Annotated in this window: 24 protein-coding genes; 12 read left to right on the top strand and 12 right to left on the bottom strand. The window is 71.1% G+C overall.

Annotated elements, in window-relative coordinates:
* Positions 1-142 precede the first annotated feature (142 nt).
* Entirely contained in the window at positions 143-367 is a 225-nt protein-coding gene (locus ACFZA2_RS12150; protein ID WP_315995391.1) for a DUF3107 domain-containing protein, read from the top strand.
* A 10-nt stretch (positions 368-377) separates the two neighbouring features.
* Complete coding sequence (locus ACFZA2_RS12155) at positions 378-662, top strand: hypothetical protein (protein WP_391404977.1); 285 nt, start codon at positions 378-380, stop codon at positions 660-662.
* Positions 663-871: 209 nt separating this feature from the next.
* On the opposite strand, the gene ACFZA2_RS12160 is transcribed toward ACFZA2_RS12155, so the two are convergent.
* The gene (locus ACFZA2_RS12160; RefSeq protein WP_315995389.1) at positions 872-1,588 is read right to left on the bottom strand and encodes a ferritin-like fold-containing protein; all 717 of its coding nucleotides are present in this window, start codon (positions 1,586-1,588) and stop codon (positions 872-874) included.
* A gap of 149 nt (positions 1,589-1,737) precedes the next feature.
* On the opposite strand from ACFZA2_RS12160, the gene ACFZA2_RS12165 reads away from it, so the two are divergent.
* Positions 1,738-3,192: a DEAD/DEAH box helicase gene (locus ACFZA2_RS12165; RefSeq protein WP_391404980.1), complete on the top strand. Its 1,455-nt coding sequence runs from the start codon at positions 1,738-1,740 to the stop codon at positions 3,190-3,192.
* 74 nt (positions 3,193-3,266) lie between these two features.
* Here ACFZA2_RS12165 and ACFZA2_RS12170 read toward each other — a convergent pair whose 3' ends face one another.
* Positions 3,267-4,127: a PHP domain-containing protein gene (locus tag ACFZA2_RS12170; RefSeq protein ID WP_391404983.1), complete on the bottom strand. Its 861-nt coding sequence runs from the start codon at positions 4,125-4,127 to the stop codon at positions 3,267-3,269.
* Between the two features lie 190 nt (positions 4,128-4,317).
* On the opposite strand from ACFZA2_RS12170, the gene ACFZA2_RS12175 reads away from it, so the two are divergent.
* From ACFZA2_RS12175 to ACFZA2_RS12185, 3 genes are all read left to right on the top strand, one after another.
* Positions 4,318-5,349: an endonuclease/exonuclease/phosphatase family protein gene (locus ACFZA2_RS12175; RefSeq protein WP_363392120.1), complete on the top strand. Its 1,032-nt coding sequence runs from the start codon at positions 4,318-4,320 to the stop codon at positions 5,347-5,349.
* 75 nt (positions 5,350-5,424) lie between these two features.
* The gene (locus ACFZA2_RS12180; protein ID WP_391404987.1) at positions 5,425-6,870 is read left to right on the top strand and encodes an aminopeptidase P family protein; all 1,446 of its coding nucleotides are present in this window, start codon (positions 5,425-5,427) and stop codon (positions 6,868-6,870) included.
* Positions 6,867-8,648 (top strand): gamma-glutamyltransferase family protein, encoded by a 1,782-nt coding sequence (locus tag ACFZA2_RS12185; protein WP_391404990.1) that lies wholly within the window; start codon positions 6,867-6,869, stop codon positions 8,646-8,648. Before ACFZA2_RS12180 ends, ACFZA2_RS12185 begins: the two co-directional genes overlap by 4 nt.
* 33 nt (positions 8,649-8,681) lie before the next feature.
* Here ACFZA2_RS12185 and ACFZA2_RS12190 read toward each other — a convergent pair whose 3' ends face one another.
* Positions 8,682-9,368, bottom strand: coding sequence for an alpha/beta family hydrolase (locus ACFZA2_RS12190; protein ID WP_391404993.1), 687 nt, complete (start codon positions 9,366-9,368; stop codon positions 8,682-8,684).
* Positions 9,365-10,168, bottom strand: coding sequence for a general stress protein (locus tag ACFZA2_RS12195; RefSeq protein WP_391404996.1), 804 nt, complete (start codon positions 10,166-10,168; stop codon positions 9,365-9,367). Before ACFZA2_RS12195 ends, ACFZA2_RS12190 begins: the two co-directional genes overlap by 4 nt.
* A 71-nt stretch (positions 10,169-10,239) precedes the next feature.
* On the opposite strand from ACFZA2_RS12195, the gene ACFZA2_RS12200 reads away from it, so the two are divergent.
* From ACFZA2_RS12200 to ACFZA2_RS12210, 3 genes are read left to right on the top strand one after another with little or no spacing between them, the layout of a single operon-like run.
* Positions 10,240-11,559 (top strand): magnesium transporter MgtE N-terminal domain-containing protein, encoded by a 1,320-nt coding sequence (locus tag ACFZA2_RS12200; RefSeq protein WP_315995382.1) that lies wholly within the window; start codon positions 10,240-10,242, stop codon positions 11,557-11,559.
* Complete coding sequence (locus ACFZA2_RS12205) at positions 11,559-12,104, top strand: DUF1003 domain-containing protein (protein WP_391405000.1); 546 nt, start codon at positions 11,559-11,561, stop codon at positions 12,102-12,104. Before ACFZA2_RS12200 ends, ACFZA2_RS12205 begins: the two co-directional genes overlap by 1 nt.
* Complete coding sequence (locus tag ACFZA2_RS12210; protein WP_391405003.1) at positions 12,101-13,249, top strand: Mrp/NBP35 family ATP-binding protein; 1,149 nt, start codon at positions 12,101-12,103, stop codon at positions 13,247-13,249. Before ACFZA2_RS12205 ends, ACFZA2_RS12210 begins: the two co-directional genes overlap by 4 nt.
* A gap of 145 nt (positions 13,250-13,394) precedes the next feature.
* On the opposite strand, the gene ACFZA2_RS12215 is transcribed toward ACFZA2_RS12210, so the two are convergent.
* A complete protein-coding gene (locus tag ACFZA2_RS12215; RefSeq protein WP_315995379.1) occupies positions 13,395-13,766 on the bottom strand; it encodes a Sec-independent protein translocase TatB in 372 nt (123 codons plus the stop codon).
* A gap of 72 nt (positions 13,767-13,838) precedes the next feature.
* On the opposite strand from ACFZA2_RS12215, the gene ACFZA2_RS12220 reads away from it, so the two are divergent.
* Complete coding sequence (locus tag ACFZA2_RS12220) at positions 13,839-14,477, top strand: O-methyltransferase (protein WP_391405007.1); 639 nt, start codon at positions 13,839-13,841, stop codon at positions 14,475-14,477.
* A 155-nt stretch (positions 14,478-14,632) separates the two neighbouring features.
* Here the strand turns inward: ACFZA2_RS12220 and ACFZA2_RS12225 are convergent, their stop codons facing one another.
* From ACFZA2_RS12225 to dapE, 3 genes are all read right to left on the bottom strand, one after another.
* A complete protein-coding gene (locus tag ACFZA2_RS12225; RefSeq protein WP_076490128.1) occupies positions 14,633-14,806 on the bottom strand; it encodes a DUF3117 domain-containing protein in 174 nt (57 codons plus the stop codon).
* Positions 14,807-14,913: 107 nt separating this feature from the next.
* A complete protein-coding gene (locus ACFZA2_RS12230) occupies positions 14,914-16,137 on the bottom strand; it encodes a hypothetical protein (RefSeq protein ID WP_391405011.1) in 1,224 nt (407 codons plus the stop codon).
* Positions 16,134-17,210, bottom strand: coding sequence for a succinyl-diaminopimelate desuccinylase (gene dapE, locus ACFZA2_RS12235; protein WP_391405014.1), 1,077 nt, complete (start codon positions 17,208-17,210; stop codon positions 16,134-16,136). The genes ACFZA2_RS12230 and dapE overlap by 4 nt, the downstream gene beginning before the upstream one ends.
* Before the next feature lie 43 nt (positions 17,211-17,253).
* On the opposite strand from dapE, the gene dapD reads away from it, so the two are divergent.
* On the top strand, positions 17,254-18,174 hold the full coding sequence (gene dapD / locus ACFZA2_RS12240; protein ID WP_391405017.1) for a 2,3,4,5-tetrahydropyridine-2,6-dicarboxylate N-succinyltransferase: 921 nt from the start codon (positions 17,254-17,256) through the stop codon (positions 18,172-18,174).
* A gap of 146 nt (positions 18,175-18,320) precedes the next feature.
* Here the strand turns inward: dapD and ACFZA2_RS12245 are convergent, their stop codons facing one another.
* The 4 genes from ACFZA2_RS12245 to ACFZA2_RS12260 form a co-directional block, all read right to left on the bottom strand.
* Complete coding sequence (locus ACFZA2_RS12245; protein ID WP_391405316.1) at positions 18,321-19,646, bottom strand: citrate synthase; 1,326 nt, start codon at positions 19,644-19,646, stop codon at positions 18,321-18,323.
* Positions 19,647-19,937: 291 nt separating this feature from the next.
* Positions 19,938-21,041 carry a succinyldiaminopimelate transaminase gene (gene dapC / locus ACFZA2_RS12250; RefSeq protein ID WP_391405020.1) on the bottom strand — a complete coding sequence of 368 codons (1,104 nt, stop codon included), beginning with the start codon at positions 21,039-21,041 and terminating at the stop codon, positions 19,938-19,940.
* A 3-nt stretch (positions 21,042-21,044) separates the two neighbouring features.
* A complete protein-coding gene (fdxA, locus tag ACFZA2_RS12255) occupies positions 21,045-21,365 on the bottom strand; it encodes a ferredoxin (protein ID WP_076676249.1) in 321 nt (106 codons plus the stop codon).
* Positions 21,366-21,417: 52 nt separating this feature from the next.
* Positions 21,418-21,816 (bottom strand): histidinol dehydrogenase, encoded by a 399-nt coding sequence (locus ACFZA2_RS12260; protein ID WP_391405023.1) that lies wholly within the window; start codon positions 21,814-21,816, stop codon positions 21,418-21,420.
* A gap of 341 nt (positions 21,817-22,157) precedes the next feature.
* On the opposite strand from ACFZA2_RS12260, the gene ACFZA2_RS12265 reads away from it, so the two are divergent.
* The gene (locus tag ACFZA2_RS12265) at positions 22,158-25,121 is read left to right on the top strand and encodes a hypothetical protein (RefSeq protein ID WP_391405026.1); all 2,964 of its coding nucleotides are present in this window, start codon (positions 22,158-22,160) and stop codon (positions 25,119-25,121) included.
* Positions 25,122-25,220 lie beyond the last annotated feature (99 nt).

Genomic DNA, 25,220 nt, shown 5'->3' on the forward strand with positions numbered 1-25,220 from the left:
TCACCCGGCCCCGGGCGGCTCCCGAAGGCGCCGCGTTCGCCGTCCGCGAAGCGCCCCGCGTGACGGGCTGTGGTGTCGGAACCCTGCCCTAGAGTCGAATCACGCGCCGGGCCGACCGCGGCCCGCGGGGAAAGGACGCATCGTGGAGATCCGCATCGGCATCATCAACACCGGCCGTGAGCTGAACTTCGAGACGAACGAGAGCTCCGACGTCGTCAAGTCGACCATCGCCTCGGCCCTCGACAGCTCTGCCAGCCACGTCACCTTCACCGACGTGAAGGGCAACTCCTACCTCGTCCCGACCGCCAACCTCGCTTTCGTCGAACTCGGCACCGAAGAGTCGCGTCGCGTCGGATTCGTCGCCTGACCTTCCCGCCGTGCAGATCCTGCTCGGTCTCCTGATCGGCGCGGTGATCGGCCTGGCCGCGCACGTCGCGCTCCCCGGCCGGCACCTGCGCGGCGCGGCGCTGGCCTCGTTCGCCGGGGCGGCGTCGGCCGGCGTCGTCTGGACCGTCCTCACCTGGTCGGGCCTCGGCGATTCGCCGCTGACCTGGGTGCTCGCCGTGATCGCGCCGGTCGTCACGACCGTGCTGCTGGTGACCCTCGTCACGCGGTCGCGTCTCGCGCGCGACGACGCCGACCGTTCGCGATTGCCCGTCTGAACCCTCGGCGAAGGCCCGCGCCCCGCCCTCCGAAGCCCGCACCGCGCCCGCCGGAACCCCGCCGCCGAGCGATCGGTCGTTCCGGATGCCGCGCACAGACCCGACCCCCGATGCCGACCATCGCGGCCCACGCGCTCGAAACCGGTGCGACGCGCGCTCAGAGGGTCGCGGGTGCCGCGCGCCCAGGCCACCCGGCCGGCCCCGTGCCCTCAGGCGGCCAATCCCATGGCATCCATCCGACGGGCGTGCGCGCCCATCAGCTCGCTGAAGACGGGTTCGACCTTGGCCTCCTCGGCGCGGTCGAGGTGTCCGTGGCGCAGCGCCGTCCGCGCGACGAGGAGCGTGTCGCCCACCAGGCGACGGCCCCACAGCGCGAGCAGCCAGCGCCATTCCTCGTCGCTCTCGATCGTGGCGCCGAGGATGTCGACGATCGCCTGCCGGTCGTCGTCGGCCTGCAGGATGCGGGCGACGCGGCGACCCGTGTCGCCGTAGCTCGACGACAGGGCGAGGTAGAAGTCGTCGAGCAGCCCCGCCGTGATGTGCACGGTGAGCATCGTCTCCTGCGGCCGGACGCCGTGGGTGTTGCGGCGGAAGGCGTCGAGCGACTCGCGGAAGGGCAGCATGAGCTGCGTCGGATCGGCACCGCGTTCGCGGATGACCGCGACGAGCTCCTGGTGCTTGATGAGCGCCGCGCCGGCCGCGCGCGACAGCGACTCCTTCTCCGCCAGCTCGGGCGTGAGGGCGATCAGCTCGCTCAGGGTCTCGAAGAACCCCAGCTGCAGGTAGGCCGCCTGGCCGAGGAAGGTCTCGACATCGGGCGCGAGCTCCGCGAAGTCGACGCGCATGGCTTCGCCGAGGTCTCCCCGCGAACGCAACTGCAGCGTGCGACCCACCGGGCGCTGACGACGACGTAACCACGCGAACACGTACGACAGCCTAGGCGTCGGGGCCCGCCGAGACACGCCGGGTAGAGTGGACACGTCCCGGCGATGGATCGGGACCCCGCGCCTGTGGACGAGTGAGGCGTGGATACGACTCCCCCAGGCGGTCTCTCGCCGCCGGAACAGGCATGCACATGACGACATTCGCCGAGCTCGGCATCGATCAGGACATCGTCGATGCCCTGGCAGCGAAGGGCATCGTCGATGCCTTCCCCATCCAGGAGCAGACGATCCCCCTGGGCCTTCCCGGACAGGACATCATCGGCCAGGCCAAGACCGGTACCGGCAAGACCTTCGGCTTCGGCATCCCCGTCGTCCAGCGCCTCGGTCTCGACCCCGAGCCCGGCGTGAAGGCTCTCGTCGTCGTCCCCACCCGCGAGCTCGCGGTGCAGGTGTACGAAGACATGGACATGCTCACGAGCAACCGCTCGACCAGCGTCGTCGCGATCTACGGCGGCAAGGCGTACGAGGGGCAGATCGACCAGCTCAAAGCCGGCGCGCAGATCGTCGTCGGAACGCCCGGTCGTCTGATCGACCTCGCGAACCAGCGTCTGCTCGACCTGTCGCACGCGACCGAGGTCGTGCTGGATGAGGCCGACAAGATGCTCGACCTCGGCTTCCTCGCCGACATCGAGAAGATCTTCTCCAAGGTCCCCGCCGTCCGTCACACGCAGCTGTTCTCGGCGACCATGCCCGGGCCGATCGTCGCCCTCGCGCGCCGCTTCATGTCGAACCCCATCCACATGCGCGCCAACGACCCCGACGAGGGCCTCACGCAGGCGAACATCAAGCACCTCGTGTACCGCGCGCACTCGCTCGACAAAGACGAGGTCATCGCCCGCATCCTGCAGTCGGAGGGTCGCGAGAAGGCCGTCATCTTCACGCGCACCAAGCGCGCCGCGCAGAAGCTCGTCGACGAGCTGGGCGACCGCGGCTTCAACGCCGCCGCCGTCCACGGCGACATGAGCCAGGAGGCGCGCGAGCGCTCGATGGCCGCGTTCAAGGCCGGCAAGAAAGACGTGCTGATCGCGACCGACGTCGCCGCCCGCGGCATCGACGTGAACGACGTCACCCACGTGATCAACCACACGATCCCCGACGACGAGAAGACCTACCTGCACCGCGCCGGCCGCACCGGTCGCGCCGGCCGCACGGGCATCGCCGTGACCTTCGTCGACTGGGACGACGTGCACAAGTGGGCGCTCATCAACCGTGCTCTGGAGTTCGGCCAGCCCGAGCCCACCGAGACCTACTCGTCGAGCCCGCACCTCTACACCGACCTGAACATCCCCGAGGGCACGAAGGGCCGTCTGGTCACCGCCCCCAAGGCCGTCGCACCCAAGCAGGTCGAGAAGAAGACCGAGGGCCAGGATGCCGAGGGCGACCGCGCCCCGCGCCGTCGCCGTCGTCGCGGCGGATCGTCGACCGGCGAGGCGGGCGGCGAGGGCACCCCGCGCGCCGAGGGCGGCGCCGGGACGCACGACGGAGCGGGCAAGGAGCACCACGACGGCAACGCGGCCCCGCGCCGCCGTCGGCGCCGCCGCAGCGGCGGGGGCAGCTCGGGCGCCCCGACGGCTCCCGTGGCCTGACGCACACTCGCCGAACGGCGCTGCTCCCCTCGGGGGCGGCGCCGTTCGTCGTCTGGGTCCCCCCGAGCCGCGTCTTACGGGTAGACCGGCGCCGACCCACGACCGCGCGCGAACAGGCGCGCGACCATGTCGTCGGCCGTCGTGTTCTCGCCGGGCACGTTCGGTTTCCCGAGTCCGTGGTAGTCGCTCGACCCGGTCACGATGAGGTCGCGCTCGGCGGCGATCTCCGCCAACAGGGCGGTCGGCTCGGGCAGGTTCTCGCGATGCGCGAGTTCGAACCCCGCGAGTCCCGCGTCCAGCATCGCCCGCAGCACGCCGTCGGGCAGCAACGCCCGCCCCGCCGGGTGGGCGATGATCGGCACGCCCCCGGCACCCACGACGAGTTCGACCGCCGTGACGGGGTCGGGGGCGTAGAGGGCGACGTAGTAGTCGCCGGCCGGATGCAGGATGCCGGCGAACGCCTCCGTGCGGTCGGCCACGATCCCGCGCGCGACGAGCGCGTCGGCGATGTGAGGGCGCCCGACGGTCGCGCCGTCGGTCGTCTGGGCGACGATGTCGTCCCAGGCGATGTCGTAGTCGTGGGAGATGCGCTCCGCCATGATCTGCGCGCGATCCACGCGGGACGAACGGATGCGATCGGTCATCGCGCGCAGCGCCCCGTCGTCGGGGTCGACGAGGTAGGCCAGCAGGTGCACGCTGCGCCACCGGTGCCGCGCCGACAGCTCCATTCCCGGGACGAACGTCATCCCGAGCGAGGTGGCCGCTTCGGCGGCTTCGGCCCAGCCCGAGGTCGTGTCGTGATCGGTGAGGGCGGCGGTCCGCAGCCCGTGGCGGTGCGCGGCGGCCATGACCTCGGCGGGAGGCTCCGTGCCGTCGGAGTGCGAGGAGTGCAGGTGCAGATCGGTCGGTCCATGGAATCGACGATCGCGTGGCACCCGTCGAGCGTATCGCTCCGGCTCGCGCCCGGGCGCAGCATCCATGCCCGAGGCGCTGCCGGTCCGCGCCGCCCACCGATGCGGCGACGGCACCCCGCCCGCCCGCTCGTTCCCTCGACCGTCACGACGCTCGGGCAGCACCCTGCCGGCATCCGTCGATCTCCCAGACGGCTCCCCTAGGGTCGATCGGGTGCGTCGACTGCTCGGATTCCTGGTCGCGCTCGTCGTCGCGGCGGGCGCTGCGGTGCTGACGTGGCCGTCGGCCTTCGGACTCGAGCGGACGTTCCCGCTCGCGCAGATCATCTCGTTCCGCGCCGCTCTCGCGGCCGTGCTGGTCGCCGCGACGCTGCTGATGCTGCTGTTCGCGCTCATCCGGCCGATCCGGGCGCTCGCGCTGGTGCTGGCGCTGATCCTGGGAATCGCGGGCGGGGTCAACGTCGCCCTGCTCTCCGGCCGGGGGCTCGGCACCGAAGGGTTTCCGGCGAAGACCGACACGAGCCTGCGCGTGATGACGTGGAACACCGCGGGATCGGCCACCTCGGCGGAGACGATCGCCCAGTTCGCCGTCGGGATGCAGGCGGACGTCGTCACCCTCCCGGAGACGACCATCGACACCGGGGCCGAGGTCGCCGAGCTCATGCGCGGCATGGGGCAGCCGATGTGGGCGCACCACGCGGAGTACGGCGAGTACGGCATCACCGGGTGGGATGCCACCTCCACCACCGTGCTGATCCGGCCCGAGCTGGGCGACTATTCCGTCATCCAGTCCTCGCTCGACGGGTCAAGCAACACCTCGACCGTTCCGAGCGCCGTGGCGATGCCCGTGTCGGGAGACGGTCCGATCATCGTCGCCGCCCACGCCGTCGCTCCGCGCGAGGAGTACATGCCGCAGTGGCGCAGCGACCTCCAGTGGCTCGCCGACCAGTGCGCGAGCGACAACGTCATCCTCGCGGGCGACTTCAACGCCACCCTCGACCACATGACGGGGATGGGTGTCGACGGCGGCACGCTCGGCCGATGCCACGATGCGGCGTCCGAGAGCGGAAACGGCGGAGTGGGCACGTGGCCCACCGATGCCCCCGCCCTCCTCGGCGCACCGATCGACCACGTCATGGCCACGCCCGACTGGACCGTCTCGGCGTCGGTCGTCATGCGCTCCCTCGACGGGTCGGGCAGCGATCATCGGCCGATCGTGGTGCAGCTGGAACGCACCGGAGGCTGAGGACGGCTCCTCCCCCGCCCGCGCCGGCCCGGCGGCATCCGTGCACGAGAGGGCGACGGGTGCGAGACTGGAACGATGGACGCCCCCTCCACCAGCGACACGACCGCCCCCGCCGAGCCCACGACCGCCGAGCCGCAGACCGATGAGGTCGCCCTCGAGGCCCCCAGTAATCGCAAGGCGCCATTCCCCCGCGGATTCCTCGACACGATCTCCACCGGCTGGGCGGAGCACCCGGCCTCGACGCCCGAGCCCCGTGAGCAGGCGGCCTGGGCCGCACGTCGTCGTGCGCGCGTGTCGCGCGCCTTCCCCGGCCAGCGCGTCGTGGTCCCCGCCGGCGGGCTGAAGCAGCGCAGCAACGACTGCGATTACCCGTTCCGCGCGCACTCCGCGTTCTCGCACCTCACCGGGTGGGGCAGCGACGCCGAGCCCGACGCCGTGCTCGTCTTCGAGCCGCGCGACGAGGGCCACGAGGCGGTGCTCTACTTCCGCGAGCGTGCCGACCGCACCACCGCCGAGTTCTACTCGGATGCCACGATCGGCGAGTTCTGGATCGGCCCCCGCCCCGCCCTCGACGGCGTCGCCGCCGACCTCGGCCTCGCCACCGCCCACCTCGACGACTTCGCCCCGGGCGACGACGACCGCACCGTCGGCACCGACGACGAGCTCACCCGCTTCGTCTCGGAGCTCCGCCTGGTGAAAGACGAGTACGAACTCGCGCAGATGGCGCTGGCCGTCGAGGTCACCGGACGCGGGTTCGACGACATCGTCGCCGAACTGCCGCGCATCATCGAGCACCCACGCGGCGAGCGCGTGGTCGAGGGCGTCTTCCACCAGCGTGCGCGTTCCGACGGCAACAGCGTGGGCTACGACACCATCGCCGCGTCGGGCCCCCACGCCTGCTACCTGCACTGGACGCGCAACGACGGCATCGTGAAGCCGGGGGATCTCATCCTCATCGACGCGGGCGTCGAGGTCGACAGCCTCTACACGGCCGACATCACGCGCACGCTCCCGGTCTCGGGCACGTTCACCGAGATCCAGCGCCGCATCTACGAGACGGTGCGCGAGGCCGCTGACGCCTCGTTCGCGGCTGCGCGGGTCGGCGTGCCGTTCCGTCGACTTCACGAGGCCGCCATGGAGGTCATTGCGGCGCGCGTCGCCGAGTGGGGGCTGCTGCCGGTGACCGCTGAGGAGGCGCTCGACGCCGACTCCGGCGGCCAGCACCGCCGCTACATGGTGCACGGCACGAGCCACCACCTCGGCATCGACGTGCACGACTGCGCTCAGGCGCGTCGCGACATGTACTACGACGGCCTTCTGGAGCCCGGAATGGTGTTCACGATCGAACCCGGCCTGTACTTCCAGATCGACGACCTCACCGTCCCCGAGGAGTACCGCGGCATCGGCGCGCGCATCGAGGACGACATCGTCATGACCGAGGACGGCCCGGTTAACCTGTCGGCGGGCATCCCCCGCACCGCCGACGAGATCGAGGAGTGGATCGCCCGGCAGTCGCGATGACCTTCACGCCCCCGGCGCCGTTCACGACGCGGCCGACCCTCCGGGGCACGTTCGGCATGTCGGCGTCCACGCACTGGACGGCGACCGCGACGGCGCAGGCCGTGCTCGAGCGCGGCGGCAACGCGTTCGACGCGGCCGTCGCCGGGGCGTTCGTGCTGCACGTCGTCGAGCCGCACCTCAACGGACCGGGTGGCGACCTCGTCGCGCTCGTCCGGCCGGCCGGCGCGTCGGTCCCCGTCGTGCTGATGGGGCAGGGGCCGGCGCCGGCCGGAGCCACGCTCGCGCACTTCCGCAGCCGTGGCCTCGATCTCGTGCCCGGCGCCGGCGGTCTCGCCGCCGCGGTGCCCGGCGCGGTCGACGCGTGGCTCCTCCTGCTGCGCGACCACGGTACGTGGGACCTCGGCGACGTCCTCGCCTTCGCCATCGGCTACGCCCGCGACGGTCACCCGCTCGTCGCGGGAGCCGCCACAACGATCGCGCGGGTCGCCGACCTGTTCCGCGACCACTGGCCCACGTCCGCCGAGAGGTGGATGCCGACCGGCCGCCCGCCCGCGCCCGACACCCTCGTGACCAACCCGGCGTGGGCCGACGTGCTCGACGCGCTCGTGACCGCCGGCGCCGCCCTGCCCGACCGCGCGGAGCGCATCGACGCAGCGCGTGAGCATTGGATGACGAAGGTGCTCCCGGAGGCGGCGTCGTTCATCACGGGGCCGCACCGACATGCCGACGGCGCCGATCACCGGGGCGTCCTGGCGGCCGAGGACATCGCATCCTGGCGTGCCGGGTGGGAACCCGCGGCGACCGCGCGCTTCCGCGGATGGGACGTCTTCAAGGCCGGCACCTGGACGCAGGGACCGGCGCTGCTGCATACACTGCGGCTCCTCGACGACGTCGATGACGCCGAGCTCGACCCCGCCACCGTCGAGGGGGCGCACCTCGTGATCGAGGCGCAGAAGCTGGCCTTCGCCGACCGCGACGCGTGGTTCGGAGACGCCGGAGGCGCAATCGAGGTCGAGGCCCTGCTCGCTGATGACTACGTCGCCACCCGCCGCGCACTGATCGGCGACGAGGCCTCCACGCAGTGGCGGCCGGGTTCCCCCGACGGCCGCGACCCGGTCCGTCCGCCGCTGCGCACCGCGCACGGGGTGAACGACGGCTCCACCGGCGAGCCCACCGTCGACCGGTCGGGCCAGACCCGCGGTGACACGTGCCACATCGACGTGATCGACCGCTGGGGCAACGTCGTCTCGGCCACGCCCTCGGGCGGATGGCTGCAGTCCTCCCCCACCGTCCCGTCACTGGGCTTCTGCCTGGGCACGCGGTTGCAGGCGACGTGGCTCGTGCCGGGGCACCCGGCATCCCTCACCCCCGGTCGCCGTCCGCGCACGACGCTCACCCCGACGCTGCTGTCGCGCGCGGACGAGGTCGTCGCGCTGGGATCCCCCGGCGGCGACCAGCAGGACCAGTGGCAGCTCACCGTGCTGCTGCGCATTCTGGTCGGGGGATACAGCCCTCAGCAGGCCATCGACGCCCCGAACCTGCACACGACGGCGGTCGTCGATTCGTTCTGGCCGCGCACGTGGGCTCCGGCGGGTGTCGCGGTCGAAGACCGCCTCGGTGCCGCGGTGATCGCCGGCCTCGAGCAGCGCGGGCACCGCGTGCGCCTCATGGGCGACTGGTCGCTCGGTCGCGTCACCGCTGTCGGACGCGCCGCCGACGGCACGCTGTGGGCCGCGGCGAACCCGCGCGGCGCCCAGGGCTACGCGGCGGGCCGTTGACCGGAGCGGGCCGTGCGGCTCGCCGGCGCACCGTCACAGCGATCGCACGAACTCCGCCACCACCGGCGCCAGCCCCGCGCCGATCTCGTCGGCCGGCCGCCGGGCACCCCTCACCTCGAAGGAATGACCGCCCCCGGCGATCCAGTGCACCCGCGCGTCCTGACACGACCCCACGACCTCGTCGAACTGCTCGCGCGGGTCGATGAACGGGTCGTTCTCGCCCTCGACGAACAGCTGCGGCACCCCGATCGCCGGCAGGTGCGCGCCGCGGGGCCTGTCGGCCCGCCCCGGCGCGTGCAGGGGGTAACCGAGGTATGCGAGTCCGGCGGGAGAGATGACGCCCTCGGCGGCGGCGACGGATGCCATGCGCCCGCCGTACGACTTGCCGACGGCCGCGTACGGTCCCGGAGCCGTCCCCGCGAGCCAGGCCTCCACGCCCGCCCACGTCGCCACGGCGTGCGCGGCGGGTCCCGGCATCCGTCGTCCGGCCTCCACGTAGGGGAAGACGAACCGCAGCACCGACACGCCGTCCGCGACGAGGGCGTCAGCGAGCCCGGCGAGGAAGGGGTGCTCCATGCCCGCGCCCGCGCCGTGCGCGAGCGCGACGGTGCTGTCGGCTCCGGATGCCGGCGACCACAGCCCCGATACCTCGGTCGCCCCGGCGGGGAGCTCGACGGCGATGCGAACGGGCTCCGAGGGAGGGGCTGCGTCGGCGCTCACCGCTCGGTCGGTCGCGAGCCGCGGTCGGTGCTGCTGGCGGTGGTGTCGTCGGCGTCGTCCGGGCGCGCGACCGGCGTCGTCGACTCCCCCGCCGCCTCGGCCTCGCCGCGCGCTGCGCCGTGCGCCTCCGTCGCCTCACCCTGCGGCGTCGGCGCCTGCGGCGCGATGCGTTCGCCGTATCGCGGCGGTTCGTCATCCGAGGGCGCCGCCGTCGGTGCCGGCGGCCGCGGCGGGGCGGCGGGCGCGCTCGAGCCGGGGGTCACGCGTTCGCCGTACCGCGGCGGGTCGGACGGCGACGCCGAGGGACGCGACACGACCGTCCGCGGCGCGCCGGACGGACCCACGATCCCCCGCGCCTTGTGCACGCTCGTCGCCGCCACGCACACGTCGTAGTGATCGGCGGCGACCTGCATCACCGACGCGAAGTCGCGGCGACGACGCACGATCGAGTACGTGCCGAGGCTGAGGAGCATGCCGAGCGCCATGCCCACGAGCAGAACGCCGACGAACAGCGAGATCTGCAGGGTGGGCTGCCCGAGCACGAAGATGAAGGCGAACAGCAGTCCGAGCATGAGACCGTTCAGCGCACCCGAGCGCGCGGCCGTGGCATAGCCGAGACGCCCGGTCACGCGTTCGATCGAGCGCAGCCCCGACCCCACGATCGCGATGTCGCGGGCGGGCACCTCTCCCGCGATGAGCGACGAGACGGCCTTCTGGGCCTGCTCGTACGTCGGGAACGAGGCGACCTTCTCGCCGACCTCGTCTCGACCGGCACCCGGGCGCTGCGCGAACATACTCATTTCACCATCCTGTCACGCGCGCCTGGGGCGTTCCGAGGTGTTGCGCATGAGGCGCGGACTACGCTGGACCGGTGAGCACGCAAAGGGTTTTCGTCGCCCGCTTGGCGGGCTGCACGGTGTTCGACCCGGCGGGCGACCGCCTGGGCAAGGTGCGCGACGTCGTGGTGATCTACCGCGCGTCGGCCGCGCCGCGCGTCGTGGGCCTCGTCGTCGAGATCCCCGGGCGCCGACATGTGTTCGTGTCCATCGGACGCGTCACCTCGATACAGGCCGGTCAGGTCATCACGACCGGCCTCATCAACGTGCGGCGCTTCCAGCAGCGCGGCGGCGAGGTGCGCGTCATGGCCGAGATGCTCGGCCGTCGCGTCAGCCTCGTCGACGGCTCGGGCGGCGCCGTGATCGAAGACGTCGCGATCGAGCGCAACCGCCTCGGCGAGTGGGACGTGGGGCAGCTGTTCCTGCGCCGCCCGCGCACGAGCGCGTCGCCCTTCGCCAAGGGGGCGACCACCTTCGCCGCGTGGGGCGAGGTGCGTGAGAATCAGACCCCCGGCGAGGCGCAGTCCGCCGAGCAGCTGGTCGCCACCTACTCCGAGCTCAAGCCCGCCGACCTCGCCAACACGCTCCTCGACCTGCCGGAGGAGCGCCTCATCGAAGTCGCCGAGGAGCTCAGCGACGACCGCCTCGCCGACGCCCTCGAAGAGATGCCCGAAGACGAGCAGGTGCACATCCTCGAGCAGCTCGGCGACGAGCGTGCCGCCGACATCCTGGATGCCATGGAGCCCGACGATGCGGCCGACCTCCTCGGCCAGCTCCCCGAGTCGCGCTCGGAGCAACTGCTCGACCTCATGGAGCCGGAGGAGGCGGACGACGTCCGCGCCCTGCTGCAGTACGGCCCCGACACGGCCGGTGGTCTCATGACCCCCGAGCCCATCGTGCTGTCGGCGGACGCCACCGTGGCCGAGGCCCTGGCCCTCATCCGCCGTCACGAGCTGCACCCCGCCCTCGCGGCATCCGTCTTCATCACCCTCCCGCCCTACGAGACGCCCACGGGGCGCCTGCTGGGCACGGTGCACTTCCAGCGGATGCTGCGCTACCCGCCGCACGAGCGCCTCGGCGCGATCATCGACGACACGCTCGAGCCGGTCCCCTCCGACGCGACGGCGGCCGAGGTCGCACGCCTGCTCGCGAGCTACAACCTCGTATCGCTCCCCGTCGTCGACCAGGCGCATCGTCTGGTGGGCTGCGTCAGCGTCGACGACGTGCTCGACTACCTGCTGCCCGACGACTGGCGCACACACGACAGCGACGATCCGAAACCCCCGACCTCGGTCAGGCCCCTGCAGACGCAGAGCATCCCCACCCAGATCCCGCAGACCCCGAGGAGGCGCTGATGGCACGCAACAACAAGACGCCCGCCCTCGATGCGCCCCGCGGGCGCACCGGCGTGCTCGCCCCCCGCACCCCGCAGCCCTCCCGTGACCGCTTCGGCCGGTTCACGGAGTGGGTCGCACGGGCCATGGGCACGCCCACGTTCCTCCTCTCGCTGACGATGTTCTGCGTGCTGTGGATGGGGTGGAACTCCATCGCCCCCGACGACTGGCGTTTCGACTCGGCCGCGATCGGGTTCACCGCGCTGACGCTGGTGCTGTCGCTGCAGGCGTCGTACGCGGCTCCGCTCATCCTGCTGGCCCAGAACCGTCAGGACGACCGCGACCGCGTGCAGATCGAGCAAGACCGCCAGCGCGCCGAGCGCAACCTCGCCGACACCGAGTACCTCGCACGCGAGATCGTCGCGTTGCGCATGGCGGTGAGGGACCTGACCGACGAGGTCATCACCAAGGACACGCTGCGCACCGAGCTGAAGGCCCTCCTGGAGCGCCTCGACGAGCACCCCGACACGGGAGCGCGCCCGGCCTCGCCGCGGGCGACCTCGTGACGGCCGAGCTGACCGCCCGGGTCCGCGACGCGGTGGCGGGCGTCACCGACCCGGAGCTGCGACGCCCCCTCGGCGAGCTCGACATGCTCCGCGACATCGCGGTGCGCGACGGTGTCGCCGAGGTCGGTATCGCCCTGACGATCGTGGGGTGCCCCGCCGCCGATCGCATCGAACGCGACGTCCGGGATGCCGCGGCCTCGGTCGCCGGGGTCGACGCGGTCGACGTGCGCGTCGGCGTCATGTCGCCCGACGAGCGCAAAGCGCTGACCGAGAAGCTGCGCGGTGGCCGCGCGAAGCGCGAGATGCCCTTCGGACCCGACTCCCTCACGCGCGTCATCGCCGTGACCAGCGGCAAGGGCGGCGTCGGGAAGTCGACGATCACCGCGAACCTCGCCGTCGCGCTCGCGGCGCGCGGTTTGCGGGTGGGTCTCATCGACGCCGACGTGCACGGGTTCTCCATCCCGGGTCTTCTCGGCCTCGTCGACACCGACGGCCTGCCGCCGGCACCGACCCGCCTCGACGACCTCATCCTGCCTCCCGTGGCGTACGGGGTGAAGGTCATCTCGATCGGCATGTTCCTCCGCCGTCCCGGAGAGGATGCCGCGGGCGCGGTCGCGTGGCGCGGTCCGATGCTGCACCGGACGGTGCAGCAGTTCCTGACCGACGTCTTCTTCGGCGACCTCGACGTGTTGCTGCTCGACATGCCGCCCGGGACGGGCGACGTGGCGATCTCGGTGGGGCAGCTGCTCCCCCACGCCGATGTGCTCGTCGTGACGACACCGCAGGCCGCCGCCGCCGAGGTGGCCGTGCGATCGGGACTGGTGGCACGGCAGACCGGGCAGCGCCCGATCGGCGTGATCGAGAACATGGCCGCCATGACCCTCCCCGACGGCACCGTTCTGGATCTGTTCGGTGCGGGTGGCGGCGACGAGGTCGCCCGCGCGCTCTCGGACGACGAGACGCCGGTGCCGTTGCTGGCATCCGTGCCCCTCAGCGCGGCCCTGCGCTCGGGCGGTGACGACGGCCACCCCGTGGTGCTCTCGCAGCCCGACGACCCTGCCGCGCAGGCGATCGACGCCGCCGCCGCCGCGCTCGCCATCCGCCCCCGCGGCCTGGCGGGCAAGCCCCTGCGCCTGAACGTCTGACGGCTCGACTCGCCCAGGTGGCTGAGCCCGTCGAAGCCACCGCCTCCACGCGCCCACGCCAGGTGGCTGAGCCCGTCGAAGCCACCGCCCCGCAGCCCCACCGGTCCCTTCGACACGCTCCGGGACCTCCCTCACGACCCCCGGCTCAGGTCGCTTCGTCGTCGAAGGGCGGGCGCTCGCCGGGCGCGAACGGCGGCACCGTCGGCTTCGGCTTCGCCGCGAGCGCGGCGGCGCCTGCCGCCCGCATGGTCGCCGTGGGAGTGTCGTCGAGCAGCGCCTCGCGGATGATGCGCCGCGGGTCGTACTGACGCGGGTCGAGCTTCTTCCAGTCGACGTCGTCGAACTCGGGGCCCATCTCGTCGCGCATGCGCGTCCGGGCCCCCTGCAGCGTCTCTTTGGCGCGCTTGGTGAACTTGGCGAGCGTCTCCGCGTAGCGCGGGAGCCGCTCGGGGCCCACGAGGACGGCGGCGATCACGCCGATCAGCAGCAGCTTCTCGATCGTGAGGCCGAAGAACATGGCACCAGATTACCGGCCGCGCCTGGGGGGTGCGCACCCTTCGTCCGTCTAGCCTGAGTCGAGGAGGTCCACGTGAGCGGTCAACAGGCGAACGAACGGTTCGTGCAGGAGTCGACGGTCGAGCCCGAGCACATCGCTCGTGCCCGGGCGCACGCGCTCGAACTGGGCGCTGCGCCCGTGAGCCCCGCCGTCGGCGCACAGGCGGCCGTGATCTCGGCGGCGTCGCGCGCTCTGAACATCGTCGAGGTCGGAACCGGCGGCGGTGTCTCCGGACTCTGGCTGCTGCACGGCTCCCCGCGCGCGACGATCACGACCATCGACAGCGAGCCCGAGCACCTCGGCGTCGCCCGTCAGGCCTTCCTCGACGCGCGCGTGCCCGCCGCTCGCGCCCGCTTCATCACGGGCCGCGCCTCCGACGTCCTCCCGCGCATGAACGAGGCGTCGTACGACATCGTCTTGATCGACGCCGACCCCGAGGGCGTCATCGAATACGTGGAGTACGGTCTCCGCCTGGTGCGCGCCGGCGGGACGGTGCTCATCCCGCGCGTGCTCGCGGGGGGCGCGGTGGCCGATCCCGTCCGCCGTGACGCCGTGACCACGGCCTACCGCTCCCTGATCCAGGAGGTCCAGGCCTCCCCCGCCGTCATCGGCGCCCTCTCCACGACCGGTGAGGGCCTGCTGCAGCTCACGACGCGCCCGACCGACGCCTGAGTCTGGTCGATCCGGCTCGGATGCCGCGCTCCGCGGCATCCGTCCGAAACGTCTCCGCCGCACGCCCCTCGCAGAGGCCAGCACGACGTCGCACCGCCCCCGAACACGACGAAGGCCGGCCCCCGTGGGGACCGGCCTTCGTGCGGAGATGTTCGTCAGGCGGCGCCGACGACACCGCCGAGCACGTCGTAGAGTTCCTTCGCTTCGGCGTCGTTCACCGAGACGACGAGACGCCCGCCGCCCTCGAGCGGCACGCGCACGATGATCAACCGGCCCTCCTTCACGGCCTCCATCGGTCCGTCGCCGGTACGCGGCTTCATGGCTGCCATCGCGGCCCCCTTTTCCTCGTTGGTCTGTGAAGTAGTTTACTGTGTCGGCGCGCGCGCTCGACGTATCGCCGTCCCCGCCCGTCATCTGCGCCGGCGCGGAACCGCGTTCAGGGGATCTGCCAAAAGGCGTTCCCCAGCGCGTACATGTTGTAGATCCACCACCACTGACCGAGCAGGGCGAGGGCGAGCACGCCGAGGCGCCACGCGCGAGAGCGCGGGATCGCGAGTGCCCCCCACAGCGGCGACACCGGGACCAGGAGGCGGAAGATGCTCGATTGCGGGAAGAACACCAGCAGCAGGTAAATCAGATAGCTCGCCGACCAGAGGCGCACCTCGATCCCGAGCGCACGCACCTGCGGCAGCATCACGAGCGCGACGGTGACGCCGCCGACGAGCAGCACGAGGGCGATCACGCCCGCGAGCGGCCCGAGCCCCCACTGCGTGAACCAGAACTGCGCCCCCTGCACCCAGCCCTCGACGGGCACGAATGCGCCACTGGCGTCGGCGATCCAGTTGCGCCGCCAGGCCAGCTCGGTTGCGAGGTAGGCGCTCGATTGCCCGGTCACCATCGCCGCGATCGCCTGCCAGGCGAACCCCACCGCGCTCGAGAGCACGCCCAGCGCGACGATGTGCGCGATCTCCGACACCCGGAGCGGCTCGCGGCGACGACGCAGGAAGCGATGGATGCCGTAGAGCCCGAGGAAGAGCGCGAAGGCCAGCGCGCCGGGGCGCGTGAAGCCCATGACGGGCACGAGCACGTAGAGCCACCCCCACCGTCGCCGCTGGACGCACCACAGCGCCAGGAAGAGGAGGAAGAGGAAGAGCGCCTCCGCGTAGCCGACCTGGAACAGAGCGGCGAGCGGGCCGCTCGCGAAGAACACGACGGCCCACATCGCCGCGGATCCGCCGATCCGTTCGCGCAGGAGCGCGTACAGCATGACGCTCGCGCCGTAGCCCGCCGCCAGCGAGATCGCGACGGCTCCCGCGCCCCACGACCCGAGGAGCGAGCCCAACCCGGCGGAGAGGAAGGCGTACAGCGGCATGAACGCCCAGGCGTTCTCCGCCACGTGGCCGGTCGTGGTGATCGGCAGATGCTCGGGATACCCCGACACCGCCGCGAACCAGTACCACTGCGCATCCCACCCGAGGGCCAGGTCGCCGAGCGACGGCGCGACGCCGTACCGCGAGCCGGGGCCCGACAGGGCCGAGGCGAGGAGGAAGAAGCCGGTGGTCACCAGCCGCGCCGCGACGTAGATCAGCGCGATGCGTGCGGCGACGGGCAGACGCTCCCATGCGCGCACGGGAGCGGAGATCGTGGCCGCGGCGGTCACGACCCGCTCAGCCAGGCGCGCAGACCCCGCTCGACGGAATCGATCTGCGCGACCGGCACGCGCTCCTCATCGTGGTGCGCGAGGTGCGGGTCGCCGGGGCCGTAGTTGACGGCCGGGATGCCGAGGGCCGAGAACCGCGCCACGTCGGTCCAGCCGTACTTGGGCTTCGGCGTGGCACCCACGGCTTCCACGAACTCCTTCGCGAGTTCGGCGTCGAGACCGGGTCGCGCCCCCTCGGCGATGTCGACGATCTCGACCTCGAAGCCGGTGAACACGTCGTGGACGACGCGCGACGCGGCGGCCGCGTCGCGGCTGGGGGCGAAGCGGTAGTTGACCTCGACCTCGCAGGCGTCGGGGATGACGTTGCCCGCGACGCCTCCCGTGATGCGGACCGCATTCAGCCCCTCGCGGTAGACGAGACCCTCGACCTCGATCTCGCGGGCGCGGTACTCGGCGAGCCGGGCGAGGATGGGCGCCGCCTTGTGAATGGCGTTCTCGCCGATCCACGACCGGGCACTGTGGGCCCGCACGCCGTCGGTACGGACGAGCGCGCGCAGCGTGCCGTTGCATCCGCCCTCGACCTCGCCGTTGCTGGGCTCGCCGAGGATCGCGAAGTCGCCCGCGAAGAGGTCGGGACGATTGCGGGACAGCCGGCCGAGGCCGTTGAGCGAAGAGTCGACCTCTTCGTGGTCGTACCACATCCAGGTGATGTCGACCCCGGGCTCGGTGAGTTCGGCCGCCAGCTTGAGCTGCACCGCGACCCCGGCCTTCATGTCTACCGTGCCGCGTCCCCAGAGGTAGGCCTCTCCCTCGATCTCGCGGTCTTCGACGGGCAGGTTCTGGTTGATGGGAACGGTGTCGATGTGCCCGGCGATGACCACCCGGCGCTCACGACCCAGGGTCGTGCGGGCGACGATCGTGTCGCCGTCACGAACGACGTCGAGGTGGTCGTGGGCGGAGACCGCGGCCTCGATCGCATCGGCCAGCGTGGTCTCGTCGCCCGACTCGCTGTGGATGTCGCAGATGGCCCGCGTGAGGGCGACGGAGGAGGAGGTCAGATCGAGCGCGGCCATGCCCCGATCATTTCACACGCGGTCCCGCCGGTAGCCTGGGCCTGTGAGCAACGAACGACGCATCAGCGCTGCCGGCCTCTCGACACGGACCACCGACGGGACGGTGCTCGACGCCTGGTTCCCGGACCCCGTCCTCGGCGACCCCGGTGACCTGGATGCCGCCGTCGCGGCGTTGGAGCCCTCGGCCGGGGCGGACGAGCGACGCGATGTCGTCGTCGAGGCGGTCGCCCTCACCATCGACGTCGATGCCGCCCCCGCCTCGACCGCTGACGCGTACCTCCGTCTGCACGCGCTGTCGCACCTGCTCGTGCGCCCCAACGAAATCAACCTCGACGGCATCTTCGGGCACCTTCCCAACGTCGCGTGGACCACCGCCGGCCCGATGCATCCCGAGACCGCGGCGCGCACCCTCCCGCAGCTCAAGCGGTACGGCATCCAGCTCCAGGGGCTCGACAAGTTCCCGCGCCTCACCGACTACGTCCTGCCCGCGGGCGTCCGCATCGCCGACGCCTCGCGCGTGCGGCTCGGCGCGCACCTCTCCCCCGGCACGACCGTCATGCACGAGGGCTTCGTCAACTTCAACGCCGGCACGCTCGGCTCGTCGATGATCGAAGGCCGCGTCTCGCAGGGCGTCGTGATCGGCGACGGCACCGACATCGGCGGCGGCGCCTCGATCATGGGCACCCTCTCGGGCGGAGGAACGCACCGCGTCTCGATCGGGGCGCGCACGCTCCTCGGCGCGAACGCGGGAATCGGTATCTCGCTCGGCGACGACTGCGTCGTCGAGGCCGGCCTCTACGTCACGGCCGGAACGAAGGTGCGCGTCGGCGACCAGACGGTCAAGGCCGGCGAGCTGTCGGGCCGCGACGGCATTCTGTTCCGCCGCAACTCCCTCACCGGCGCCGTCGAGGCGTCGGCCCGCGCCGGTGTCGGTGTCACCCTGAACGAGGCGCTTCACGCCTGACCCCAATCGCGCGCGACAAACGCCCGCTGCACTCGGAAACGCTCGCGAAGTGCGTTCCTCGGTGCAGCGGACGTTTATCGCCCCGCCGAACAGCAACGCAGAACGCCCCGCCCCTCGCGAGAGGGACGGGGCGTTCCACATGCCGGTCAGACGCCGGGGTAGTTGCGCTCCGCGGCACCCGTGTACAGCTGCTGCGGGCGGCCGATCTTCGTCTGCGGGTCGGTGATGGCCTCACGCCACTGCGCGAGCCAGCCCGGCAGGCGCCCGATGGCGAACAGCACGGTGAACATGCGGGTCGGGAAGCCCATCGCCTTGTAGATGACGCCGGTGTAGAAGTCGACGTTCGGGTACAGGCGACGCTCCTTGAAGTAGTCGTCCTGCAGCGCGATCTGCTCGAGCTCCTTCGCAAGGTCGAGGAGCGGGTCGCTGACGCCCAGGGCCTCGAGGACCTCGTCGGCGGCTTCCTTGACGAGCTTGGCGCGCGGGTCGTAGTTCTTGTAGACCCGGTGGCCGAAGCCCATGAGCTTGACGCCCTCTTCTTTGTTCTTCACCCGCTCGACGAAGCGCTCGACGCTCTCGCCGGAATCGCGGATGCGGCCGAGCATCTGCAGCACGGCCTCGTTCGCGCCGCCGTGCAGCGGGCCGGAGAGGGCCTGGATGCCGGCGGAGATCGACGCGAACTGGTTCGCCCCGGTCGAGCCGACCAAGCGCACCGTCGAGGTCGAGGCGTTCTGCTCGTGGTCGGCGTGCAGCATGAGCAGAAGGTCGAGCGCCTTCGTCATGACGGGGTTGACCTGGTAGATCTCGCTCAGCACGCCGAAGTTGAGCTTGAGGAAGTTGTCGACGAAACCGAGCGAGTTGTCGGGGTACAGGAACGCCTGGCCGATGCTCTTCTTGTGCGCGTAGGCCGCGATCACCGGGAGCTTGGCGAGCATGCGCACGGTGTTGAGCTCGACGTGCTCGGGGTTGTGCGGGTCGGACTCGGCCTCGTAGTAGGTCGAGAGCGCCGCCGTCGCCGCCGACAGCACCGACATGGGGTGCGCGGTCGGCGGCAGCGCCGAGAAGAAGCGCTTGAGGTCTTCGTGCAGCAGCGTGTGCCGGCGGATGCGCTCGTCGAACGACGCCAGCTCGGATGCCGAGGGCAGCTCGCCGTAAATCAACAGCCAGGCGACCTCGAGGTACGTGCTGTTCTTCGCCAGCTGCTCGATCGGGTACCCGCGGTAGCGCAGGATCCCCTGGTCGCCGTCGATGAAGGTGATGTCCGACTTCGTCGACGCGGTGTTGACGAAGCCGTAGTCGAGGGTGGTGTGCCCCGTCTGCTTCGTCAGCGACGCGATGTCGATGCTCGGGACGCCGTCGGTGCCTCGCAGGACCGGGAATTCGGCGGTGGAGCCCCCTACCGTCAGAGTGGCCTTGTCCTGCTGCGTGCCCGCGTCGCTCACCGCGCCTCCTTGCGATTTCTGGTCGCCCATGTGGTCGATCGCGGGAGCGGCGGCACCCGCGGTCTTCTCGACCGGTGGATGCCACGGGTATGGCTTCCGGGTCGGCACGCGCACGGAAGGTACCCGGACACAGTGCTTTTACAGCCTAGTAGGCACGCCGACGTACAGATGACACCACCAAAGGATGCCCCCATCGAATGGAGGGATCCTCCTGATCAGTGCACCGTATGCCGTTCACCACAATGACGCAGCCCGGGCGGGTCGGCCCGCAGCGCGCGTGGACGAGTCACCGCCCTCGCCGCTCACGGACCTCCGGCTCGCTCAGCCCGCCAGGCGTTCCGCCGCCGCGGCGATCCGCTCGTCCGTCGCCGTCAACGAGAACCGCACGTGGTTCGGGAAGTGCGTGCCGTAGAAATGCCCCGGCCCCACGAGGATGCCGAGGTCGGCAAGACGCCCGACGCTCTCCCACGCGTCGCGACCCTCGGTCGCCCAGAGGTACAACCCGCCCTCGCTGTGGTCGATCGTGAACCCGGCCGCCTCGACGGCGGGCTTGAGCACTGCCCGACGTCGGGCGTAGCGCTCGCGCTGCTCCTCGACGTGGGCGTCGTCGCCCAGGGCGACGGTCATCGCGCGCTGCACGGGCGCGGGGGGCATGAGGCCCAGGTGCTTGCGGCCGGTCAGCAGGCGCGCGACGAGCGCGGGGTCGCCGGCGAGGAACGCCGCGCGGTACCCCGCGAGGTTCGACTGCTTGCTGAGCGAGTACACCGACAGCACCCCGGTGAGGTCATCGCCCACGACGTCGGGGGCGAGCACGCTGGGCACGCGCTGCGCGTCCCACGGCGCCTCCCAGCCCAGCTCGGCGTAGCACTCGTCGGAGGCGAGGACGGCTCCGAGTTCGCGCGCCCGAAGTACGGCATCCCGGAGCTCGGAGGCGGAGAGCACGCGCCCATCGGGGTTTCCCGGTGAGTTGATCCAGACGAGCCGGGTGTTCTCCGGCCATTCCTGCGGATCATCGGATGCCACGGCCTCGGCGCCGACGAGACGGGCGCCGACCTCGTACGTGGGGTAGGCGGCGCGCGGATGCACGACCGCATCGCCCGGCCCGAGGTCGAGCAGCAGCGGCAGCAGGGCCACGAGCTCCTTCGACCCCACGGTCGGGAGCACGTGCGAGGCATTCAGTGCGGGAACCCCGCGCCGGCGGTGGTACCACTCCGCGATGGCCTCGCGCAGCGCGGGCGTCCCCGCGGTCTGCGGGTACGCGTGCGCGTCGGTCGCATCGGCGAGGGCATCGGCGATGACGGTGGGCGTCGGATCGACGGGTGAACCGATCGACAGGTCGACGATCCCGTCAGGATGCCGTCGCGCACGCTCCGCGTAGGGGGCGACCGCGTCCCAGGGGTAGTCGGCGAGGTCGGCGACGCCCACGGCTCAGTGGCTCTGCGGGGGCAGCGACGACACGACCGGGTGATCCTTGGCGATCACGCCGACCTTGGCCGCGCCACCGGGAGATCCGATGTCGTCGAAGAACTCGACGTTGGCCTTGTAGTAGTCGGACCACTCCTCGGGCAGGTCGTCTTCGTAGTAGATCGCCTCGACGGGGCAGACCGGCTCGCACGCACCGCAGTCGACGCATTCGTCGGGGTGGATGTAGAGCGACCGTTCGCCTTCATAGATGCAGTCGACCGGACACTCGTCGATGCAGGCGCGGTCTTTGACATCGACACACGGGAGGGCGATCACGTAAGTCACGCGCCCAGTCTAATCGCGCTGCGGCGCACGGCCCTTCCGCCGAGCCGCGGACCTATGATCCGCTGGCACGAGCCGGGGCGGGCAGCTTCGAAAAGTCGGGCCAGAGCGCCACGAGCACCATGAGCGCGGGACCCACGACGGTCCAGACGAGCGGAACCCACTCGGTCCCCGCGGTCGGGGCGGCCACGATCGCCGATCCGCCGGGGCCGACTTGCGAGAACACGTAGGTCGCGAGTGTGATGCCGAGGCCGCCGGCCAGGGCGTTCACGCGGTCTCCCGTGAGAGTGCGCAGCGCGATGAGCAGGGCGGCGCTGCCGACCGTCGCGAGCAGCAGGCCCACGGGGACCGGGCCGAGGAGGAACGCCTGCGTCACCGTGCCGGCCGCGCCGTAAAAGGCGCCGATCGCCGCCGCGACAATCCAGCCGACGACGCGGAGAATGCCGTACTTCACGAGCCCGATCCTACGGCCGCCGCCGATGGCGCGGCTGTGAGCACGGTCGCCCCCTGCCGCCACGGAGCACGATGACGGGGAGCCCGCGTCGACCTGCTCGGCAGAACAACCCGCGCCGAACTCCCTGTCGTCGTCGATGTGAACGACGTGCTGCGGGTGAAACCGCCGGGGCCGCCTCGGTTCTCGTGGGTGAATCCGCCTCGGAGGAGCACGCGTCGATGTCGCAAAAACGTCGCCAATACATGCTCACCCCGCCCCTTCCTGCCTCCCGACCCCGTCCGGGAACCCGCGGGAGAGCGGCACGCTGATGCCATCGCTGTCGCCATGACCTAAGGACCCTGATGAGTTCTCTCTCGCCCACGCCGTCTTCTCCCTCACCCGACGCGCCCACGCAGGCCGCGCGGAGCGTCTCGCGCCGCACGCTCATCGCGGGCAGCGCCTGGGCCGTTCCCGCCATCGTCACGGCGACCGCGGTCCCCGCGGCCGCGGCGGCGTCGGATGGCGCGCCGATCGACAGTCTCAACATGAACGTCGGCCGCCTCGAAGCCGGAGGGTCTGCGCCGGTTGAGGTGTGGGTGAGGGATGCGAACTACTCCCCGAAGGTCGGGAGCCTTGTCACGTTCTCTTCGTCGGCGAACGTGACCATCTCCCCGACGTCGACCCTGACCGACAGCGATGGATTCGCACGGGCGACCGTGACATCGACGTCGGCGTGGGAGCGACCCGGGACAGGCACCTCGGAGACCGCGCAAGTGACCGACAAGGGCGACACCCGCACCATCGGGGTCGGTGCGCCGATCGCCGGGGCGAACGCCTACGGCGTGGGAGACAACACAAAGGGGCACCTCGGCACCGGGTCGACCGACGCCTACGGGGCGACTGCCGCACAGCTTGCGCGGGCGTTCTACGGCACCCTCGAATCCGTCGTCTCGGGCGCCGACTTCACACTCGCATGGAGCGCTGAAGTCAACGTCATCTCGGTCATCGGGGCCAACGACCGGGGGCAGCTCGGTCTCGGCGACACGAGGGATCAGTCGGAGTGGGTACAGCTCGGCGGTAACCAGGACGACGACCCGTCGCAGCGGCCGTGGTGGGGAAAATCGGACGACACGGCGGTGGTGCAGATCGCCGCGGGGCGCCAGTCGGCATACGTGCTTCTGGCGAACGGAGACGTGTACGCCTGGGGGGCGAACGAAGCCGGCCAGCTCAACCTCGGCAATACGACCGACCAGCTCCAGCCGGTGCTCGTCGCGAGAAACGTGGCGGCGATCGCGGCGGGAGACGCCTTCCTGATCATGCTCGACCGCGGAGGGCAGATCTCAACGGCCGGCAGCAACGACCACGGTCAGCGCGGAGACTTCACTCTCCGGAATCACTCGGGCTTCGTGCAGGTCGCGGCAGGGGACAAGACCGGGTACGCCCTCACCGATGACGGCAAGGTGCTCGTGTGGGGAAGCGACGACAAGGGCCAGAGAGGCTCGGGTTTCGGAGAACGAGAAGACGACGCTATCAACTGGTCGACGGAGTCGACCTTCGCAGTTATCAGCGGGGTGACACGCATCGCCGCCGGACACCAGAGCATCTACGCCCTGCGGTCCGACGGCACCGTGTGGGCCTGGGGTCGCAACAACGTGGGGCAACTGGGCGACGGAACGACGATCAACCAGAGCACGCCCGTTCAGGTCACCGGCCTGCAGAACGTGGTCGAGATCGCCGCGAACGGGGAGAGCGCGCGTGCGCTGCTGTCGAATGGCGAGATCCGCTCCTGGGGAGGCAACGGAGCGGGCGTTCTCGGCGACGGGTCGACGGCCGACCGTACGACCCCCGTCACGACGGCAGGCACGCAGAACGTCGCACGGCTCGGGGCCTCGTCGAGCACCGGCACCGCGTCGTACCTGCTCACCGAGGACCGCCGCGTGCAGTTCGACTTCACGGACCCGCAGTACCTGACGGCCGGCGACGAGACGTGGCTGAATGTGAAGGTAGCCTCCCCCACGGGTGCCCCGGTCTCCGCGAAGGGTATCGCTTTCACCGCGCCGGCACTGACCATTTACGGCGTCAGCACGTCCGACGACTCCGCCTTCGCGAACGTCGTGGCCGAGGACCCCTGGACCGCCCCCGGAACGGTGGTGCGTGCGGAGGCGAAATCAAGTTTCGCCCGTGCGAGCCGACTCCTGAACGTGCGGGGCAGCAACGCCTACGCCGTGGGCGCCAACTATCGCGGCCAATTCGGCAGTGGGCAGGAGGGGAACTGGCCATCGACGCCCGCCCAACTCCCCCGAGTTTTTCCGATGCCCATCGTCCAGATCGCCGCCGGCCAAGACTTCACCCTCGTCCTGCTCAGCGACGGGACCGTGTGGTCAGCAGGCGCCAACGACGCCGGGCAGCTCGGGGACGGCTCGGGACAGCGGACGGCGAGGACCACGTGGGCCCGGGTGTCGGGCGTGGAAGGCATCGAGCAGATCGCAGCCGGGAAGGATTGGGCTCTGGCCCTCGATGACCATCGGAATGTATACGCGTGGGGCCGGAATGACTACGGCCAGATCGGGTCGGATCAGGTGTCGAACACCTCCGTCTTCGACACCCCGACACAGATCGCTGGGCTGAACGACGTCGACCAGATCGCCGCCGGAAGCGCCACCGCCTACGCGCGCATCGGTGGAACGGCCTACGCCTGGGGACGTAACGACGTTCGACAGATGGGGGCGGGGTGGAGCGATGACTACCGGTCGACACCGCGGCAGGTGCAGAACCTCACGAATATCGTCCACCTGGCGGCCTCGACCTCTTCGGCCCACGTGATCCTCGACAACGGGGAGGTATGGGGCTGGGGTGACAACTCCCAGGGGCAGCTCGGAGTCGACAGTTCCGTCACCCCCGCCGGCTTCTTCGGTGAGCCGCTGAAGGTCAACGGGCTGACGGACAAAGCGGCGCAGATCGCCTGCGCGGTCGACACGGTCTTCATCCGGACGACCGGCGGCGAGGTACGGTCGCTGGGGTCCAACGCCCACGGTCGACTCGGAACCGGCGTTTCGGACACCACCTTGACGATGTCCTCTATACCCCAGAAGGTCACCGGCCTCACTGACATCGTCGACATCTCCGCCAGCGTCGCAAGCGGATACGCACTAACGTCGGCCGGAACGGTGATGTCATGGGGCGCTAACGGCGACGGCCAGCTCGGCGACGGAACGCAATCCGACTCAGCGACGCCGGTCGCCATGACCTCGATCGCGGGTGTCATCGCGCAGATCTCGCCGTCGAACCACGCGTCGTTCGCGGTCTTCCCGCGCCGCGCCTCGTGAAGTAAGTCACGAGGCGCGCGGTGTCAGCACGTCTGGTGCCGTCGAAGATTCCGAACGGCAGGAGTTTCCACTGCCGCCGGAAGCGCTAGACGGCGACAG

Source organism: Microbacterium sp. NPDC007973 (assembly GCF_042958465.1).
Classification (GTDB): Bacteria; Actinomycetota; Actinomycetes; order Actinomycetales; family Microbacteriaceae; genus Microbacterium; species Microbacterium galbum.

Excerpts from the sequence above, each read along its gene's own strand:
- ACFZA2_RS12245 (WP_391405316.1), bottom strand. The coding sequence starts at position 19,646 with ATGGGCGACCAGAAATCGCAAGGAGGCGCGGTGAGCGACGCGGGCACG.
- ACFZA2_RS12215 (WP_315995379.1), bottom strand. The coding sequence starts at position 13,766 with ATGTTCTTCGGCCTCACGATCGAGAAGCTGCTGCTGATCGGCGTGATC.
- ACFZA2_RS12180 (WP_391404987.1), top strand. The coding sequence starts at position 5,425 with ATGGACGCCCCCTCCACCAGCGACACGACCGCCCCCGCCGAGCCCACG.
- ACFZA2_RS12205 (WP_391405000.1), top strand. The coding sequence starts at position 11,559 with ATGGCACGCAACAACAAGACGCCCGCCCTCGATGCGCCCCGCGGGCGC.
- ACFZA2_RS12265 (WP_391405026.1), top strand. The coding sequence starts at position 22,158 with ATGAGTTCTCTCTCGCCCACGCCGTCTTCTCCCTCACCCGACGCGCCC.
- ACFZA2_RS12195 (WP_391404996.1), bottom strand. The coding sequence starts at position 10,168 with ATGAGTATGTTCGCGCAGCGCCCGGGTGCCGGTCGAGACGAGGTCGGC.
- ACFZA2_RS12165 (WP_391404980.1), top strand. The coding sequence starts at position 1,738 with ATGACGACATTCGCCGAGCTCGGCATCGATCAGGACATCGTCGATGCC.
- ACFZA2_RS12225 (WP_076490128.1), bottom strand. The coding sequence starts at position 14,806 with ATGGCAGCCATGAAGCCGCGTACCGGCGACGGACCGATGGAGGCCGTG.
- ACFZA2_RS12185 (WP_391404990.1), top strand. The coding sequence starts at position 6,867 with ATGACCTTCACGCCCCCGGCGCCGTTCACGACGCGGCCGACCCTCCGG.
- dapE (WP_391405014.1), bottom strand. The coding sequence starts at position 17,210 with ATGGCCGCGCTCGATCTGACCTCCTCCTCCGTCGCCCTCACGCGGGCC.